This is a genomic window from Paraconexibacter algicola (genome assembly GCF_003044185.1).
Taxonomy (GTDB): Bacteria; Actinomycetota; Thermoleophilia; order Solirubrobacterales; family Solirubrobacteraceae; genus Paraconexibacter; species Paraconexibacter algicola.
In genome coordinates, this window is record NZ_PYYB01000005.1 from 96846 (window position 1) to 112154 (window position 15309).

Consider the following 15309-nt stretch of genomic DNA (forward strand, 5'->3'; position numbering starts at 1 on the left):
GCGCGTGCGGGGTAGGCGCGGCGGGGAACGCGCGGCGGGGGAGGCGCGGCGGGGGAGGCGCGGCGGGCCGGGCGCCTCCTGGTGCGGGGCCGCGTGTGACGTCGCGGGCCCGCCGCTCGGCCCCGCGGTTCTGGGTGATCCGGGTGCCATATCCGGGCTCGAGATCACCCAGTTCGGTCGGTGCGCGCCCGGCCCGGGGCGTACTGGGTGATCTCGAGCCCATATGTGGGCGCCGGATCACCCAGTACGCCGTCGTGGGCGGGGGCCGGACCGGCCGCCGGCGCCGCGAGGCCGGTCAGCGACCGCCGCGCATGCGCCGCGCGCGCTCCCGGGCCTGGCGCAGGCGCTCGTCGAAGCTGAGCGTCCCGCCGGCGGGCGGGGCGTCCGGAGGTGCGGCCCCGTCCTCCGGGGCCTGCCCGGCGGACCGCTCGCGCTCGGCCTGCGCGCGGGCTGCGGCCTCGCGCTCGGCAGACGCGCGCTCGCGTTCGGCCCGCTCCCGCGCGGCGGCCTCGCGCTCGCGCGCGGCCTGCTCGCGCTCTGCCGCCTCGCGGCGCTCCGTCGCCGCGCGTTCGGCCTGCTCGCGCGCTGCGACCTCGCGCTCGGCGGCGGCGCGCTCGCGGTCCGCCTGCTCGCGCGCGGCAGCCCCGCGCGCCGCGGCCTCCTCGGCGTCGCGGGCGCGGGCCACCGCGGCGGCCTGCTCCTCGCGCTCGGCGGCCTGCGCGGCGCGCTCGGCGCGGGCGGCCTCGCGGGCGCGCTCCGCCTCGGCCCGCTGCGCGCGGCGCCGCGACTGGTCCTCGCGGGCGCGCCGGGCCTTCGCGGCGCCCGCGGCGAGGCCGCCGCCCAGTCGCCGGCCCGCGGACGCCCGCGGCGGTGGCCCGGTGCCCGCGCGCGCGGCGGGCACGTCCATCTCGTCGTCGGTCCGCGGCGGATCCGGGACGTCGGCCGCCGCCTCCGCCGCGCCGCGGAGCGCCGGCGCACCCGGCTCGACCGTGGCCCGCGCGGGCACGTCCTGCGCCGAAGCCGGTTCCGCCGGGTCCTCGGCAGCGACCGCAGGCCCGCCCGGCGTCCGTCGCCCGGCGATCGCGGCCTGCCCGCCGCCGAGCAGCAGCAGGCCGACGCCCGCCACGGCGAGCAGCGCGCCCCCGAGCGTCTCGAGGAAGAAGCCGATGCCCGCCTGGGCGCTCGTGTCTTCGTAGAGCTCGGCGACGCGACCGGCCTGGTCGAGGTCCGGCGCGTCGCCGAGGACCGCGATCAGCAGGACCGCGACGCCGCACGCGGCGACCGCGAGCATCGCCGGGCGCGCACCGCGGACGGCGCCGAGATGGAGCACCCCGGCGAGCGCCCCGAGCAGCAGCAGCGCGACGCTGTGACGGTCGTAGCCGGTCAGGCTCGGATCGAACTCGGCGGTGGCGTTGCCGCCCCCGCCGATGGTGATCTCGATGATCGGGGCGAAGGTCGTGACCGCGACGAGCACCGCACCTGCGAACCCCATGAGGGCGAGCACCAGGCGGACCGCGGCGACACCGCCCGGAGCGACCCGGAGGGCCAGCCTCGATCTGCTATGGTTCCGCGCCGCTTCCGGACTTCTCGCGCTCATGCGCGCGCGGCCCGGCGACGAAGGCTGCGCCCTGATGGAGACCTCTGCCACATAGCGCGACACTCGGGAGACCACCCTGGTGTACGCGCGGGCCCAGTGGGCCCGTTCTTTTTGCCACGACGATCGAGAAGCTGACTCATGCCACGCAAGTATTCCCTCGAGAAGACCCGGAACATCGGGATCATGGCGCACATCGACGCCGGCAAGACGACCACGACCGAGCGGATCCTCTACTACACCGGTCGCAGTCACAAGATCGGTGAGGTCCACGACGGCGCGGCCACGATGGACTGGATGGAGCAGGAGCAGGAGCGTGGCATCACGATCACCTCCGCTGCGACCACCTGCGAGTGGCAGAACCACCGCATCAACATCATCGACACGCCCGGCCACGTCGACTTCACCGTCGAGGTCGAGCGCTCGCTGCGCGTCCTCGACGGCGCCATCGCGACGTTCGACGCCGCCGCCGGCGTCGAGCCGCAGTCCGAGACGGTGTGGCGTCAGGCGGACAAGTACTCCGTCCCGCGCATCGCCTACTGCAACAAGATGGACAAGATGGGCGCGGACTTCGCCATGTCCGTGCAGACGATGGTCGACCGCCTCGGCGCGAACCCGGTCCCGATCCAGCTGCCGATCGGCGCGGAGGGCGAGTTCAAGGGCATCATCGACCTCGTCACGATGAAGGCGACGATCTACAAGGACGACCTCGGCAAGGAGATCGACATCGTCGACATCCCGGCCGAGCTCGCCGACGAGGCCGCCGACGCGCGCGAGAAGATGCTTGACGAGATCTCCAACTACGACGACGAGCTCATGGAGCTCATCCTCGAGGACGGCGAGATCCCGGAGGAGCAGATCAAGACCGCGATCCGCAAGGCGACCCTCGCCATCGCGATCACCCCGATCCTCTGCGGCTCCTCGTTCAAGAACAAGGGCGTCCAGCCGCTGCTCGACGCGGTCATCGACTACCTGCCGAGCCCGCTCGACGTGCCCGCCATGGAGGGCGTCGTGCCCAACCGCGACGGCTCCGACGGCGAGCCCGCGACCCGCACGGCCAGCGACGAGGAGCCGTTCTCGGCGCTCGCGTTCAAGATCATGAGCGACCCGTTCTTCGGCAAGCTCACCTACTTCCGCGTCTACTCGGGGATCCTCGAGTCCGGCGGCAAGGTCCTCAACGTCGGCACCGGCAAGACCGAGCGCATGGGCCGCCTGCTCATGATGCACGCCAACGACCGCGAGGACGTGACCGAGGTCTACGCCGGCGACATCGCCGCGGGCGTCGGCATCAAGCAGATCGTCACCGGCGACACGCTGTGCTCGCCGGAGCAGCCGATCAAGCTCGAGTCCATGGAGTTCCCGGAGCCGGTCATCAAGGTGGCCGTCGAGCCGAAGACGAAGTCCGACCAGGAGAAGATGGGCGTCGCCCTCGGCCGCCTGGCCGAGGAGGACCCGACCTTCGTCGTCGCCACCAACGAGGAGACCGGCCAGACCGAGATCTCCGGCATGGGCGAGCTCCACCTCGACATCCTCGTCGACCGCATGAAGCGCGAGTTCGGCGTCGAGGCGAACGTCGGCAAGCCGCAGGTCTCCTACCGCGAGACCATCCGCGGCACCGCCGAGAAGGTCGAGGGCAAGTTCGTCAAGCAGACCGGCGGCTCGGGCCAGTACGGCGTCGTGCAGATCAACGTCGAGCCGATCCCCGGCGAGGGCTTCGAGTTCGTCTCCCAGATCAAGGGCGGCTCGGTCCCGACCGAGTACATCCCCTCGGTCGAGAAGGGCTGCTCCGAGGCGATGGCCAACGGCGTCAAGGCCGGCTACCCGATGGTCGACGTCCGCGTGACGCTGATCGACGGCAAGTACCACGAGACGGACTCCTCGGAGATCGCGTTCAAGATGGCCGGCTCGATCGCCTTCAAGGAGGCCTGCCGCCGCGCGAAGCCGGTGCTGCTCGAGCCGATCTTCAAGGTCGAGGTCGTGACCCCCGAGGAGTTCCTCGGCACGGTCATCGGCGACCTGTCCAGCCGTCGCGGTCGCGTCGAGGGGCAGGAGCCTCGCGGCAACGCCCTCGCCGTCACGGCCTACGTGCCGCTGTCGGAGATGTTCGGGTACGTCACCGACCTGCGCTCCAACACGCAGGGGCGCGCGTCCTCGACGATGCAGTTCGAGAGGTACGAGGAGGTCCCGCCGAACCTCGCCGAGAAGATCGCCGAGGGCCGGACGGGCACCCCGAGCGCGGCCTGACCCCAGACCGCACGAAACGCAGTTCTGAGATAGCTTTCACTGGTTCGCTGAGGAGTCGGCGGGCCGACCCCAGCAGACGATTTTTCCCCACGAGGAGCGAAGGTAGATGGCCAAGGAGAAGTTCGAGCGCGACAAGCCGCACGTCAACGTCGGGACCATCGGTCACATCGACCATGGCAAGACGACGCTGACCGCTGCGATCACGACCGTCCTGGCGGAGGCCATGGGCGGCGAGGCGAAGTCGTTCGCCGAGATCGACAACGCTCCCGAGGAGAAGGAGCGCGGCATCACGATCGCGACCTCCCACGTCGAGTACCAGACCGAGAACCGGCACTACGCGCACGTCGACTGCCCGGGTCACGCCGACTACGTCAAGAACATGATCACCGGCGCCGCGCAGATGGACGGCGCGATCCTGGTCGTGTCCGCCGCCGACGGCCCGATGCCGCAGACCCGCGAGCACATCCTGCTCGCGCGTCAGGTCGGCGTGCCGTACATCGTCGTGTTCCTCAACAAGGTCGACATGGTCGACGACGAGGAGCTCCTCGAGCTCGTCGAGGTCGAGGTCCGCGACCTGCTCTCCGAGTACGACTTCCCGGGCGACGACATCCCGTTCGTCCAGGGCTCGGCCACGGGCGCCCTCGAGGGCGAGCAGAAGTACAAGGACGCGATCATCGAGCTCGCCGGCCACCTGGACAGCTACATCCCGGAGCCGACCCGCGACCTCGACAAGCCGTTCCTGATGCCGGTCGAGGACGTCTTCTCGATCACCGGCCGCGGCACCGTCGCGACCGGCCGCATCGAGCAGGGCATCATCCACACGGGCGACGAGGTCGAGATCGTCGGCATCAAGGACTCGTCCAAGACGGTCGTCACCGGCGTCGAGATGTTCCGCAAGATCCTCGACGAGGGTCGCGCGGGCGAGAACGTCGGCTGCCTCCTGCGTGGCACCAAGCGCGAGGAGATCGAGCGCGGGCAGGTCCTCTGCAAGCCGGGCTCGATCAACCCGCACACGAAGTTCAAGGCGGAGGTCTACGTCCTGAAGAAGGAGGAGGGTGGCCGTCACACGCCGTTCTTCACCGGCTACCGCCCGCAGTTCTACTTCCGCACCACGGACGTGACCGGCGTCGCGAACCTCCCCGAGGGGACCGAGATGGTCATGCCGGGCGACAACGTCCAGATGGAGATCGAGCTCATCCAGCCGATCGCCATGGATCCGGGCCTCCGCTTCGCCATCCGCGAGGGTGGCCGCACGGTCGGCTCGGGCGTCGTCACCGAGGTGCTCGTCTAGCGCAGGACCGACTGCGACGGGTGCGTCGCCGGCCCCGGCCGGCGGCGCACCTGGCGCGTCACGCCGTAACCGCAGGACCCGCAGGAGACAGCAGCACGCAGGACCTGGGCGGAACCCGGTCGTGATCGGGATCCGCCCTCAGCGCGCAAGCGCCCGAGAAGAAGCAGTACACCGGACGTCAGACGGAACAGCCGTAGGACCCAGAAAGAAGCTTCCATGGCAACTGCCACCCAGAACAAGATCCGCATTCGCCTCAAGGCCTACGACCACCGGGCCATCGAGTCGGCTGCCAAGGAGATCGTCGAGACGGCGACGCGCACGGGCGCGACCGTCACGGGTCCCGTGCCGCTCCCGACCGAGAAGAACATCTACTGCGTGATCCGCTCGCCCTTCAAGGACAAGGACTCCCGCGAGCACTTCGAGATCCGCACCCACAAGCGGCTGATCGACATCCATCAGCCGACGCCGAAGACGGTCGACTCGCTCCAGCGTCTCGACCACCTCCCGGCGGGCGTCGACATCGAGATCAAGCTGGTCGGCTGACCCATGCCTGCGATCCTTGCCAAGAAGCTGGGGATGACCCAGCTGTTCCTGGAAGACGGCCGCGTCGAGCGCGTCACCGTCCTCGAGGCCGGTCCGTGCCCCGTCACGGGCATCCGCACCTTCGACCGCGACGGCTACGAGGCCGTCCAGCTCGCGTTCGGCGCGACGAAGGAGAAGCACCTGACGAAGCCCGAGCTCGGGCACCTGAAGAAGGCCGGCGCCTCCGCGCACCGCCACCTCGTCGAGTTCCGCGACGAGGCCGGCGAGCTGCAGGTCGGCGAGACCGTCACGGTCGAGGCCTTCGAGGTCGGCGACAAGGTCAAGGTCGCCGGCACCTCGAAGGGCAAGGGCTTCCAGGGCACGATCAAGCGTCACGGCTTCGCCAGCGGTCCCAAGTCCCACGGCTCGCACAACGTGCGCGCCCCCGGCTCGATCGGTGCCTCCGCCTGGCCCGCCCGCGTGATGAAGGGCATCCGCGGCCCCGGCCAGATGGGCAACGAGCGCGTCACCCAGAAGGGCCTCGAGATCGTGCAGATCGACGCTGGCCAGAACCTGCTCCTGGTCCGTGGCTCCGTGCCCGGGCCGAAGAACGGTGTCGTGGAGGTTCGCACCGATGCCTAGCGCTCCCATCCTCGGCGGCACGAAGACCGTCGACCTCGACGAGACCGCGTTCGCGGCGCCCTTCAACGGGCCGCTCGTGCACGAGTCGGTCCGCGCCGAGCTGAACGCCCGTCGCCAGGGCACGTCGTCCACCAAGACCCGCGGCCAGGTCCGCGGCGGTGGCGCCAAGCCGTGGCGGCAGAAGGGCACCGGTCGTGCCCGTGCCGGCTCGAGCCGCAACCCGGTCTGGACCGGCGGCGGCATCGTGTTCGGCCCGTCGCCGCGCCACTACACGTTCAAGGTCAACCGCAAGGAGAAGCGTGCCGCCCTGCGCAGCATCCTCTCCGTGCACGCCGAGCGCGGGTCGCTCGCGGTCTTCGAGCCGGCGTCCTTCGAGACGCCCTCGACGAAGGCCGCGGTCGCGCTGCTCGACGGCTGGCTCAAGGACGGCAAGCGCCGCTCCGTGCTCGTCGTGCTCGCGGACAACGAGGAGCGCGCGTCGCTCTCGTTCCGCAACCTCGAGCGCGTCACCGTGATCGCCGCGTCGAACACCGGCATCGCCGACCTCGTCGGTGCCGCCTCGCTGCTCGTGACCGAGGGCGCGCTCGCGCAGCTCACGGCGCGCGCGAAGGGCGAGAAGGTCACCACCGCCGAGCAGACCGAGGAGGGCTAGGTCATGGATCCGAGCCAGGTCATCATCCGCCCGGTCGTCAGCGAGAAGAGCTACGTGCTCGCGTCGGCCGACAAGTACACCTTCCGCGTCCACGCGGATGCCCACAAGACGCAGATCAAGCAGGCGATCGAGGTCCTCTTCGACGTCAAGGTGGTCGGCGTCCACACGATGAGCGTCAAGTCCAAGCCCAAGCGCCGCGGCATCTCGCGCGGCCGCACGCGGGAGTGGAAGAAGGCCATCGTGCAGGTGCGTCCCGGGGACTCCATCCCGATCTTCCAGGGCCTGCAGGGCCTGGAGGGGTAGCTGAGCCATGCCCGTACGCAAGCCCAAGCCCACCAGCCCCGGCCTCCGGTTCGTCACGTACCCGGACTTCGCCGAGATCACGAAGACCGAGCCCGAGCGCACGCTCGTCGAGGGTCTGAAGAAGTCCGGTGGCCGCAACTCCAACGGTCGCAAGACCGCGCGTCACCGCGGCGGCGGAGCCAAGCGGCTCTACCGCAAGATCGACTTCAAGCGCACCCGTGACGGGATCCCCGCCAAGGTCGCCGCGATCGAGTACGACCCGAACCGCACCGCCTACATCGCGCTGCTGCACTACGTCGACGGCGTCAAGGCCTACATCCTCGCCCCGGCGCGGCTGAAGGTCGGCATGACGGTCGTGTCGGGCCCCGATGCGGACATCGCCGTCGGCAACTGCCTGCCGCTGGCGAACATGCCCACGGGTACCGTCATCCACAACGTCGAGCTGCAGCCCGGCCGCGGCGGTCAGCTCGGCCGCTCCGCCGGCACCTCGATCCAGCTGATGGCGAAGGACGGGGACCTCGCGACCCTGCGCCTGCCGTCCGGCGAGATGCGCCAGGTCCGCACGGAGTGCCGCGCGACCGTCGGCGTCATCGGCAACGCCGACCACCAGAACGTCAAGATCGGCAAGGCCGGCCGCAAGCGTCACATGGGCGTCCGCCCGCAGACGCGCGGCACCGCCATGAACCCCGTCGACCACCCGCACGGTGGTGGCGAGGGCTCGACGACCCCCGGTCGTCACCCGGTGACCCCGTGGGGCGTCCCCACGCTGGGCTACCGCACCCGCAAGAAGAACAAGGCGTCCGACCGCTACATCGTGCGCGGCCGTCGCCGTGGGAAGGGCAAGCGCTAGACATGTCTCGCTCCAGCAAGAAGGGCCCGTTCGTCGAGGAGCGCCTCATGGCGCGCATCGACAAGATGAACGAGGGCACGAAGAAGACCATGGTGAAGACCTGGTCCCGGACCTCGACGATCTTCCCGGAGATGGTCGGGCACACGATCGCCGTGCACGACGGGCGCAAGCACGTCCCCGTGTTCGTCAGCGAGTCCATGGTCGGGCACAAGCTCGGCGAGTTCGCTCCCACCCGTACGTACCGTGGCCACGCCGGCTCGGGGAAGGTCCGATGATCGACGAGAACGAGAAGCCCGACGAGGGCACCGAGGACAGCGGGACGCCGGTCGAGGCCGAGGCCGCCGCAGAAGACACCACGACGACCGACGAGGTCGCCGAGTCTCCTGCTGAGGCCACCGCCGACGACACCCCCGCGGAGCCCACCGAGCAGGAGCCGGTCGCCGAGGCGACCGACACCGCCGACGAGGCCGACGAGGACGAGGACGACGCTCCCGCCGTCGCCGCCCCGGCTCCCCACGTCCAGAAGACCAAGCCCCGCGCCGCCGACGGCGAGCTGCAGCTCGTCCGCGCGCAGGCCAAGTACGTCCGCACCTCCGCGCGCAAGGCGCGGCTGGTCTGCGACCACCTCCGCGGCAAGTCCGTCGAGGAGGCCCGCGCGATCCTCGCGCACGCCAACCGCAACGTCGCGCAGGACTGGAGCAAGCTGCTCGAGTCGGCGGTCGCCAACGCGGAGCACAACCACGAGCTGATCGGCGAGGACCTGAAGATCCACGCCATCTACGCCGACGAAGGCCCCACCCTCAAGCGGTTCCGCCCCCGTGCCATGGGGCGCGCGACCCAGATCCGGAAGCGCACGAGCCACCTCTCGATCGCGCTGACGCCGAAGGAGCAGTAGACCATGGGTCAGAAGGTCCATCCCGAGTCCATGCGCGTGGGGTACATCCACGACTGGAAGAGCAACTGGTTCAACGAGAAGCTGTTCGCGGACTACCTCGCCGAGGACGTCGCGATCCGCAAGCACATCGTCGGCAAGCTCTCCCACGCGGGCCTCTCGCACATCACGATCCGCAAGGACGCCAACGAGGTCGAGGTGAACATCAACACCGCGCGCCCGGGCATCGTGATCGGCAAGTCCGGCAGCGAGGTCGACGCCCTGCGCAAGGACCTGCACCGGATCACCAACAAGCAGGTCAAGGTCAACATCCTCGAGATCAAGCGTCCGGAGCTCGACGCGAACCTCGTGGCCCAGTCGATCGCCGAGCAGCTGCGCAACCGCGTCGCGTTCCGGCGCGCGATGAAGCGCGCGCTCACCAGCGCGATGCGCTCCGGCGCCAAGGGCTGCAAGGTCCAGGTCTCGGGCCGCCTCGGCGGCGCGGAGATGGCCCGCACCGAGTCCTACTCCGACGGTCGCGTCCCGCTGCACACGATGCGCGCGGACATCGACTACGGCTTCTTCGAGGCCGTCACGACCTTCGGCCGCATCGGCGTGAAGTGCTGGATCAACAAGGGCGAGATCATGCCCGAGGGCTTCACCGGCGTGGACCTCACGGACCTCGACGGCCCGAGCACGCGCCAGGACGACCGTGACGGTCGCGGGCGCAACGACCGTGACGGTCGCGGCCGTGGCCGCGGGCGCGGCGGTCAGGGCGGCCGTGGCGGCCAGGGCGGAGGCCCCGGCGGCTTCGGCGGCGGTCGCGGCGGAGGCCGTGGCGGTCAGGGCGGCGGCTTCGGCGGTCGCGGCGGAGGCCCCGGCCGTGGTGGCCAGGGCGGCGGAGGCGGGCGTGGCCCGCAGGGAGGTCGATAGATGCTCGCCCCGAAGCGCATCAAGCACCGCAAGGTGCACCGTGGCCGTCGCCGCGGGCTGTCGCGTGGTCAGACGACCGTGCAGTTCGGCGAGTACGGCCTGAAGGCCCTCGAGGCCGGCTGGATCACCAACCGGCAGATCGAGGCCGCCCGTATCGCCATGACCCGCAAGATCAAGCGTGGCGGCAAGGTCTGGATCAACGTCTTCCCGGACAAGTCCTTCACCAAGAAGCCCGCCGAGACCCGCATGGGCTCCGGCAAGGGCTCGCCCGAGGGCTGGGTCGCCGTCGTCAAGCCGGGCCGCGTCATGTTCGAGCTCGCCGGCGTGCCGGAGGACCTCGCGCGTGAGGCCATGCGCCTCGCCGGTCGCAAGCTGCCCGTGAAGACCAAGGTCATCCTGCGAGAGGAGGCGTAGCCATGGACGCCAAGGCCCTGCGCGACCTCGAGGACAAGGACCTCGTGACGCACATCAAGACCCAGCGGCGTGAGCTCTTCGGGCTCCGGTTCCAGCACGCCACCGGCGAGCTCGAGAACACCGCGTCCCTGAAGACGGCGAAGCGCGAGATCGCGCGCGCCCTGACCGTCGCCCGCGAGCGCGGCATCGACACCGACAAGGCGTAGAGATGATGGTTGACGAAACTCCCGAGACCCCCGAGACCGAGGCCCCCGAGGTCGCGGCCGAGGCCGACGCCCCTGCGGCCGTCGAGGCCGAGGCGCCCGCGCCCGCGGCGGAGCCCGTCCCGCAGCTGACCCCGAAGGAGCGCAAGGCCGCGGCCCGCGCCCGTCGCGGCCAGCGCCGCCCCTCGACCCCCGAGGAGCGCGACGCGCTGCGCAAGGAGAAGGCGAAGGCGCGCAGCCGCCGCCGCCTCCAGGAGCGCGAGAAGGCGAAGGCCGCCCGCACCGAGGTGCCGGCCCCGACGGCCCCGACCAAGGAGCACGGCCCCGGCCGTCCCAAGGTGCGCCAGGGCATCGTCGTCTCCGACAAGGCCGACAAGACCATCACGGTCCGCGTCGACAACGCCAAGCGTCACCGCAAGTACCAGAAGATCGTCCGCTCGTCGACGACGCTCCACGCGCACGACGAGAACAACGATGCGGGCGCGGGCGACACCGTGCGCGTCGTCGAGTGCCGTCCGCTGTCGCGGACCAAGCGCTGGCGCCTGGTCGAGATCCTGGAGCGTGCCAAGTGATCCAGAACGAGACCCGACTCAAGGTCGCCGACAACACCGGCGCCCGCGAGATCCTCTGCATCCGCGTGCAGGGCGGCTCCCGCCGCCGCTACGCCGGCGTGGGGGACATCATCACCGCGACCGTCAAGCAGGCCACCCCGCAGGGGTCGGTCAAGAAGGGCGAGGTCGTGAAGGCCGTCGTCGTGCGCACGAAGAAGAGCTTCGGCCGCGAGGACGGGACGTACATCGCGTTCGACGAGAACGCGGCCGTCATCATCGACGCGCAGAACAACCCGCGCGGCACGCGCATCTTCGGACCGGTCGCCCGCGAGCTGCGCGAGCGCAACTTCATGAAGATCGTCTCGCTCGCGCCGGAGGTGCTCTAATGGCCGTGAAGATCCGCCAGGGCGACGAGGTCGTCGTCATCGCCGGCAAGGACCGCTCCAAGACCGGCAAGGTCCTGCGCGTCGACCGCGAGAAGGACCGCGTCTACGTCGAGGGTCTGAACATCGTCAAGCGCCACCAGCGCCCGATGCAGTCCACCGACCCGGTCAAGGCCGCCGGGGGCGTCGTCGAGAAGGAAGGCCCGATCCACATCTCCAACGTCATGCTGCTCGACCCGAAGTCGAAGAAGCCCACCCGTGTCGGCGTCAGCCGTGAGAACGGCGTGCGCAACCGCGTGACGAAGTCCTCGGGCACGAAGCTCGACTAGAGGCCCTGATCATGACCGCCACCGCCACACCCGCCCGCCTGAAGGTCCGCTACGAGCAGGAGATCAAGCCGGCGCTCATCGAGCGCTTCGGCTACTCCTCCTCGATGCAGGCCCCGAAGCTCGTCAAGGTGACCCTGAACATGGGTCTCGGCGAGCACAAGCAGGACTCGAAGGTCTTCGAGCAGGCCATGGAGCAGCTCGGCACGATCGCCGGCCAGAAGCCGAACGTCCGCCGCGCCCGCAAGTCCATCGCCGCGTTCAAGCTCCGCGAGGAGATGCCCGTCGGCGCCAGCGTCACCCTCCGCGGTGCGCGCGCCTACGAGTTCATCGACCGCCTGTGCTCCGTCGCGCTCCCGCGCGTCCGCGACTTCCGCGGCCTGAAGCCCACCTCCTTCGACGGCATGGGGAACTACTCCATGGGCGTCAAGGAGCAGATCATCTTCCCCGAGATCGACTACGACGCCGTCGACCAGGTCCGCGGTCTGGACATCACGTTCACGACCACCGCGAAGACCGACGAGGAGTGCTACGCGCTGCTCGAGGCGTTCGGCATGCCGTTCTCGAAGGAGAACAACAAGTACATCCCCGCCGATCAGTCCGAGGAGGCCTGACGCACATGGCCAAGACGTCTCAGCGCGTGCGTCAGCAGCGCCCGCAGAAGTACAGCACCCGCGAGTACACCCGCTGCCGCCGCTGCGGCCGCTCGCGCGCCGTGTACCGCAAGTTCGGGGTGTGCCGCATCTGCCTGCGCGAGCTCGCGCACAACGGCTACATCCCCGGCATGACCAAGAGCAGCTGGTAGGTGCAGACATGTCGATGACCGACCCCGTCGCCGATTTCCTCACCCGCATCCGCAACGCGATCAACGCGTCGCACGAGACGGTGGACATCCCGGCGAGCAAGCTCAAGAAGGAGATCGCCCGCGTGCTGAAGGAGCAGGGCTACATCGACGCGTTCAGCGTCGAGGCCCCCAGCTCCTCGCATCCGGCCGAGCTCATCAAGATCGATCTCAAGTACTCCGACGACCGCCGCTCGGCGATCAGCGGGATCCGCCGGATCTCGCGCCCGGGCCAGCGCAACTACGTCGGGAACGCGGACATCCCCAAGGTGCAGGGTGGCCTGGGGACCGCGATCGTGTCCACGTCCAAGGGCGTGATGACCGGTCACGACGCGCGCAAGGCGGGCGTCGGTGGCGAGGTCGTCGCGTACGTCTGGTAGGCAGCATGTCCCGTATCGGCCGTAAGCCCATCCCCGTCCCCGCCGGCGTCACCGTCGGCATCCAGCCCGAGCTCGTGACCGTCAACGGTCCCAAGGGCGAGCTCAGCGAGCGCATCCATCGCGACATGACCGTCGCGCAGGAGGGCGAGGAGCTCCTCGTCACGCGCCCCACGGACCGCGGTGAGCACCGTGCCCTGCACGGCCTGACCCGTTCCCTCGTCGCCAACATGGTCGAGGGCGTCACCGAGGGCTTCAGCAAGACGCTGGAGATCCAGGGTGTCGGCTACCGCGCCGTGATGAAGGGCAAGGACCTCGAGCTGGCCCTCGGCTACTCGCACCCCGTCCCGGTCCCCGCGCCGGACGGCATCGAGTTCGAGGTGCCGCAGCCCACGCGCGTCATCGTGAAGGGCATCTCCAAGCAGCTGGTCGGCGAGACCGCTGCGTACATCCGGAAGCAGCGGCCGCCGGAGCCCTACAAGGGCAAGGGCATCCGCTACGAGGGCGAGTACGTCGCCCGGAAGGTTGGTAAGCGCGCATGAGCGTCAAGACCAAGGCCCAGGCGCGCCTCAAGCGCCGCCGCCGCGTCCGCGCGAAGGTCTCCGGCACGCCGGAGCGCCCGCGCGTGTCCGTGTTCCGCTCCAACAAGGGCATCGCCGCCCAGCTCGTCGACGACCTCGCCGGGCACACGCTCGCGTCCGTGTCGTGGACCGAGGCCGAGCTGCGGAACCTGCCGCCCAAGGAGCAGGCGGAGAAGGCCGGCAAGCTGCTCGCCGAGCGCGCGAAGGCCAAGGGCGTGGAGTCCGCGGTCTTCGACCGTGGCGGCTACCAGTTCCACGGAAACGTCAAGGCGTTCGCCGACGGCGTCCGCGAGGGGGGCCTGGCCGTCTAGGCCGGGCACCAGCAAAGGATTTTCATGGCTGTCGATCGTTCAGTGAACCCCGGCGGGCTCGACCTGCAGGAGCGGGTCGTCGAGATCAACCGCGTCGCGAAGGTCGTCAAGGGCGGCCGCCGCTTCTCCTTCACCGCGCTGGTCGTGGTGGGGGACGAGCAGAGCGTCGTCGGTGTCGGCTACGGCAAGGCGAACGAGGTCCCGCTCGCGATCCAGAAGGCCGTCGAGCAGGCGAAGAAGAACCTGTTCCGCGTCCCCAAGCACGGCTCGACCATCACGCACCCGACCCTCGGCATCTTCGGGTCCGGCCGCGTGCTGCTCAAGCCGGCCTCGCCCGGTACCGGTGTCATCGCCGGCGGTGGCGTCCGCGCGGTGCTCGAGCTCGCGGGGATCCACGACATCCTCTCCAAGAGCCTCGGCTCGCAGAACCCGATCAACCTCGTCAAGGCGACCATCGCCGGCCTCGAGTCGCTGCGCACCCCGGCCGAGGTGGCCGACCTGCGCGGCCTGTCGGTGAACGCGGTCCTCGGCCTGGCCTCCAAGGAGGAGCGCGAGGCGATGGAGGCGCAGACGATCTCCGCCGAGGCGCCCGCCGAGGGCGAGGCCGCCGCCGAGGCGACCGACGCGCCCGCGTCGGAGAGCACCGAGGAGGTCTCCGCGTGAGCACCCTGAAGGCCACCCAGTTCAAGAGCAAGAACGGCTCGGACAAGAGCCAGCTCGACGCCCTGCGCACCCTCGGGCTGCGCAAGATCGGGCAGACCGTCGAAGTCGAGGACACGCCCCAGGCGCGCGGGAACCTGCACAAGGTCCGCCACCTGGTGCGCGTCGAGGAGTCGTAAGCCATGGCCGCGAAGAAGAAGCCGGTGGAGGAGCTGTCCGCGGAGGACGTCGCGCTCCACACCCTCAAGCCCGCCCCGGGCAGCCGCAAGAAGCGCAAGCGCGTCGGCCGTGGGCACGGCTCCGGCATGGGCAAGACCTCCGGCCGCGGCCACAAGGGCGCGGGCTCGCGCTCGGGCGCCAAGGACCGCGCGCGGTTCGAGGGCGGCCAGATGCCGATCCACATGCGGCTGCGCAAGCTGCGCGGCCCGCACATGAAGAAGTCGATGCCGTTCGAGCCGTTCCGCACGCAGACGCAGGGCGTGAACATCGGCGAGCTCGAGCGTCGCTACGACGCGGGCACCGAGGTCACCCCGGAGCTGCTGGCGAAGGCCGGCCTCGCCCAGGCGAAGGACGTGCCGGTGAAGATCCTCGCCAAGGGGACCATCACCAAGCCGATGACCGTGCACGCGCACAAGTTCTCGGGCGCCGCCAAGGAGGCCATCGAGGCCGCCGGCGGCACCGTCGTCGTCATCGAGTCCTAGCCGGACCCGACACCACGTCGCGCCACGGGGCGCCGTCCGCAGGGACGGCGCCCCGTCGT

24 protein-coding genes are annotated in these 15309 nt (G+C 70.3%); 23 read left to right on the forward strand and 1 reads right to left on the reverse strand.

Going from position 1 to position 15309, the window contains the following annotated elements; genetic code table 11:
- Positions 1-295: 295 nt before the first annotated feature.
- A complete protein-coding gene (locus tag C7Y72_RS22945) occupies positions 296-1504 on the reverse strand; it encodes a hypothetical protein (RefSeq protein ID WP_146175492.1) in 1209 nt (402 codons plus the stop codon).
- Positions 1505-1735: 231 nt separating this feature from the next.
- Here C7Y72_RS22945 and fusA point away from each other — a divergent pair, with 231 nt between their 5' ends.
- The 23 genes from fusA (at position 1736) to rplO (ending at position 15250) form a co-directional block, all read left to right on the forward strand.
- Positions 1736-3838, forward strand: a complete 2103-nt coding sequence (fusA, locus tag C7Y72_RS21460) for an elongation factor G (RefSeq protein ID WP_107571254.1) — start codon at positions 1736-1738, stop codon at positions 3836-3838.
- A 106-nt stretch (positions 3839-3944) separates the two neighbouring features.
- Positions 3945-5129, forward strand: a complete 1185-nt coding sequence (gene tuf, locus C7Y72_RS21465; RefSeq protein WP_107571255.1) for an elongation factor Tu — start codon at positions 3945-3947, stop codon at positions 5127-5129.
- A gap of 216 nt (positions 5130-5345) precedes the next feature.
- Positions 5346-5672, forward strand: coding sequence for a 30S ribosomal protein S10 (rpsJ, locus tag C7Y72_RS21470; protein ID WP_107571256.1), 327 nt, complete (start codon positions 5346-5348; stop codon positions 5670-5672).
- Between the two features lie 3 nt (positions 5673-5675).
- Complete coding sequence (rplC, locus tag C7Y72_RS21475; RefSeq protein ID WP_107571257.1) at positions 5676-6293, forward strand: 50S ribosomal protein L3; 618 nt, start codon at positions 5676-5678, stop codon at positions 6291-6293.
- Positions 6286-6945 carry a 50S ribosomal protein L4 gene (gene rplD / locus C7Y72_RS21480; protein WP_107571258.1) on the forward strand — a complete coding sequence of 220 codons (660 nt, stop codon included), beginning with the start codon at positions 6286-6288 and terminating at the stop codon, positions 6943-6945. Before rplC ends, rplD begins: the two co-directional genes overlap by 8 nt.
- A gap of 3 nt (positions 6946-6948) precedes the next feature.
- Positions 6949-7248, forward strand: a complete 300-nt coding sequence (gene rplW, locus C7Y72_RS21485) for a 50S ribosomal protein L23 (RefSeq protein WP_107571259.1) — start codon at positions 6949-6951, stop codon at positions 7246-7248.
- Positions 7249-7255: 7 nt separating this feature from the next.
- On the forward strand, positions 7256-8098 hold the full coding sequence (gene rplB / locus C7Y72_RS21490; RefSeq protein WP_107571260.1) for a 50S ribosomal protein L2: 843 nt from the start codon (positions 7256-7258) through the stop codon (positions 8096-8098).
- Between the two features lie 2 nt (positions 8099-8100).
- Entirely contained in the window at positions 8101-8373 is a 273-nt protein-coding gene (gene rpsS, locus C7Y72_RS21495; protein ID WP_107571261.1) for a 30S ribosomal protein S19, read from the forward strand.
- Complete coding sequence (gene rplV / locus C7Y72_RS24250) at positions 8370-8993, forward strand: 50S ribosomal protein L22 (protein ID WP_196189119.1); 624 nt, start codon at positions 8370-8372, stop codon at positions 8991-8993. Before rpsS ends, rplV begins: the two co-directional genes overlap by 4 nt.
- 3 nt (positions 8994-8996) lie before the next feature.
- The gene (gene rpsC / locus C7Y72_RS21505; protein ID WP_107571262.1) at positions 8997-9902 is read left to right on the forward strand and encodes a 30S ribosomal protein S3; all 906 of its coding nucleotides are present in this window, start codon (positions 8997-8999) and stop codon (positions 9900-9902) included.
- Positions 9903-10316 carry a 50S ribosomal protein L16 gene (rplP, locus tag C7Y72_RS21510; RefSeq protein WP_107571263.1) on the forward strand — a complete coding sequence of 138 codons (414 nt, stop codon included), beginning with the start codon at positions 9903-9905 and terminating at the stop codon, positions 10314-10316.
- 2 nt (positions 10317-10318) lie between these two features.
- Entirely contained in the window at positions 10319-10522 is a 204-nt protein-coding gene (gene rpmC, locus C7Y72_RS21515; RefSeq protein ID WP_107571264.1) for a 50S ribosomal protein L29, read from the forward strand.
- A 284-nt stretch (positions 10523-10806) separates the two neighbouring features.
- Positions 10807-11091 carry a 30S ribosomal protein S17 gene (rpsQ, locus tag C7Y72_RS24065; protein ID WP_233243962.1) on the forward strand — a complete coding sequence of 95 codons (285 nt, stop codon included), beginning with the start codon at positions 10807-10809 and terminating at the stop codon, positions 11089-11091.
- On the forward strand, positions 11088-11456 hold the full coding sequence (gene rplN / locus C7Y72_RS21525; RefSeq protein ID WP_107571265.1) for a 50S ribosomal protein L14: 369 nt from the start codon (positions 11088-11090) through the stop codon (positions 11454-11456). Before rpsQ ends, rplN begins: the two co-directional genes overlap by 4 nt.
- Positions 11456-11782 carry a 50S ribosomal protein L24 gene (gene rplX, locus C7Y72_RS21530; RefSeq protein WP_154732979.1) on the forward strand — a complete coding sequence of 109 codons (327 nt, stop codon included), beginning with the start codon at positions 11456-11458 and terminating at the stop codon, positions 11780-11782. Before rplN ends, rplX begins: the two co-directional genes overlap by 1 nt.
- Before the next feature lie 11 nt (positions 11783-11793).
- Positions 11794-12393 carry a 50S ribosomal protein L5 gene (gene rplE / locus C7Y72_RS21535; RefSeq protein ID WP_107571266.1) on the forward strand — a complete coding sequence of 200 codons (600 nt, stop codon included), beginning with the start codon at positions 11794-11796 and terminating at the stop codon, positions 12391-12393.
- A gap of 5 nt (positions 12394-12398) precedes the next feature.
- Positions 12399-12584, forward strand: a complete 186-nt coding sequence (locus C7Y72_RS21540; protein ID WP_107571267.1) for a type Z 30S ribosomal protein S14 — start codon at positions 12399-12401, stop codon at positions 12582-12584.
- A gap of 8 nt (positions 12585-12592) precedes the next feature.
- Entirely contained in the window at positions 12593-13000 is a 408-nt protein-coding gene (gene rpsH / locus C7Y72_RS21545) for a 30S ribosomal protein S8 (protein WP_107571268.1), read from the forward strand.
- A 5-nt stretch (positions 13001-13005) separates the two neighbouring features.
- Positions 13006-13539 (forward strand): 50S ribosomal protein L6, encoded by a 534-nt coding sequence (gene rplF / locus C7Y72_RS21550; protein ID WP_107571269.1) that lies wholly within the window; start codon positions 13006-13008, stop codon positions 13537-13539.
- Complete coding sequence (gene rplR, locus C7Y72_RS21555) at positions 13536-13889, forward strand: 50S ribosomal protein L18 (protein ID WP_107571270.1); 354 nt, start codon at positions 13536-13538, stop codon at positions 13887-13889. Before rplF ends, rplR begins: the two co-directional genes overlap by 4 nt.
- A gap of 24 nt (positions 13890-13913) precedes the next feature.
- The gene (rpsE, locus tag C7Y72_RS21560; RefSeq protein ID WP_250645386.1) at positions 13914-14552 is read left to right on the forward strand and encodes a 30S ribosomal protein S5; all 639 of its coding nucleotides are present in this window, start codon (positions 13914-13916) and stop codon (positions 14550-14552) included.
- Positions 14549-14728: a 50S ribosomal protein L30 gene (gene rpmD, locus C7Y72_RS21565; RefSeq protein WP_107571271.1), complete on the forward strand. Its 180-nt coding sequence runs from the start codon at positions 14549-14551 to the stop codon at positions 14726-14728. The genes rpsE and rpmD overlap by 4 nt, the downstream gene beginning before the upstream one ends.
- A 3-nt stretch (positions 14729-14731) precedes the next feature.
- The gene (gene rplO / locus C7Y72_RS21570; RefSeq protein ID WP_107571272.1) at positions 14732-15250 is read left to right on the forward strand and encodes a 50S ribosomal protein L15; all 519 of its coding nucleotides are present in this window, start codon (positions 14732-14734) and stop codon (positions 15248-15250) included.
- Positions 15251-15309 lie beyond the last annotated feature (59 nt).

Excerpts from the sequence above, each read along its gene's own strand:
- rpsJ (WP_107571256.1), top strand. The coding sequence starts at position 5,346 with ATGGCAACTGCCACCCAGAACAAGATCCGCATTCGCCTCAAGGCCTAC.
- rpmC (WP_107571264.1), top strand. The coding sequence starts at position 10,319 with ATGGACGCCAAGGCCCTGCGCGACCTCGAGGACAAGGACCTCGTGACG.
- rplO (WP_107571272.1), top strand. The coding sequence starts at position 14,732 with ATGGCCGCGAAGAAGAAGCCGGTGGAGGAGCTGTCCGCGGAGGACGTC.
- rplW (WP_107571259.1), top strand. The coding sequence starts at position 6,949 with ATGGATCCGAGCCAGGTCATCATCCGCCCGGTCGTCAGCGAGAAGAGC.
- rpsS (WP_107571261.1), top strand. The coding sequence starts at position 8,101 with ATGTCTCGCTCCAGCAAGAAGGGCCCGTTCGTCGAGGAGCGCCTCATG.
- rplV (WP_196189119.1), top strand. The coding sequence starts at position 8,370 with ATGATCGACGAGAACGAGAAGCCCGACGAGGGCACCGAGGACAGCGGG.
- rpsE (WP_250645386.1), top strand. The coding sequence starts at position 13,914 with ATGGCTGTCGATCGTTCAGTGAACCCCGGCGGGCTCGACCTGCAGGAG.
- fusA (WP_107571254.1), top strand. The coding sequence starts at position 1,736 with ATGCCACGCAAGTATTCCCTCGAGAAGACCCGGAACATCGGGATCATG.
- rpsC (WP_107571262.1), top strand. The coding sequence starts at position 8,997 with ATGGGTCAGAAGGTCCATCCCGAGTCCATGCGCGTGGGGTACATCCAC.
- tuf (WP_107571255.1), top strand. The coding sequence starts at position 3,945 with ATGGCCAAGGAGAAGTTCGAGCGCGACAAGCCGCACGTCAACGTCGGG.
- rpsH (WP_107571268.1), top strand. The coding sequence starts at position 12,593 with ATGTCGATGACCGACCCCGTCGCCGATTTCCTCACCCGCATCCGCAAC.
- rplD (WP_107571258.1), top strand. The coding sequence starts at position 6,286 with ATGCCTAGCGCTCCCATCCTCGGCGGCACGAAGACCGTCGACCTCGAC.
- rplB (WP_107571260.1), top strand. The coding sequence starts at position 7,256 with ATGCCCGTACGCAAGCCCAAGCCCACCAGCCCCGGCCTCCGGTTCGTC.
- rplE (WP_107571266.1), top strand. The coding sequence starts at position 11,794 with ATGACCGCCACCGCCACACCCGCCCGCCTGAAGGTCCGCTACGAGCAG.
- C7Y72_RS21540 (WP_107571267.1), top strand. The coding sequence starts at position 12,399 with ATGGCCAAGACGTCTCAGCGCGTGCGTCAGCAGCGCCCGCAGAAGTAC.
- rplR (WP_107571270.1), top strand. The coding sequence starts at position 13,536 with ATGAGCGTCAAGACCAAGGCCCAGGCGCGCCTCAAGCGCCGCCGCCGC.
- rplC (WP_107571257.1), top strand. The coding sequence starts at position 5,676 with ATGCCTGCGATCCTTGCCAAGAAGCTGGGGATGACCCAGCTGTTCCTG.
- rplF (WP_107571269.1), top strand. The coding sequence starts at position 13,006 with ATGTCCCGTATCGGCCGTAAGCCCATCCCCGTCCCCGCCGGCGTCACC.
- rplX (WP_154732979.1), top strand. The coding sequence starts at position 11,456 with ATGGCCGTGAAGATCCGCCAGGGCGACGAGGTCGTCGTCATCGCCGGC.
- rplP (WP_107571263.1), top strand. The coding sequence starts at position 9,903 with ATGCTCGCCCCGAAGCGCATCAAGCACCGCAAGGTGCACCGTGGCCGT.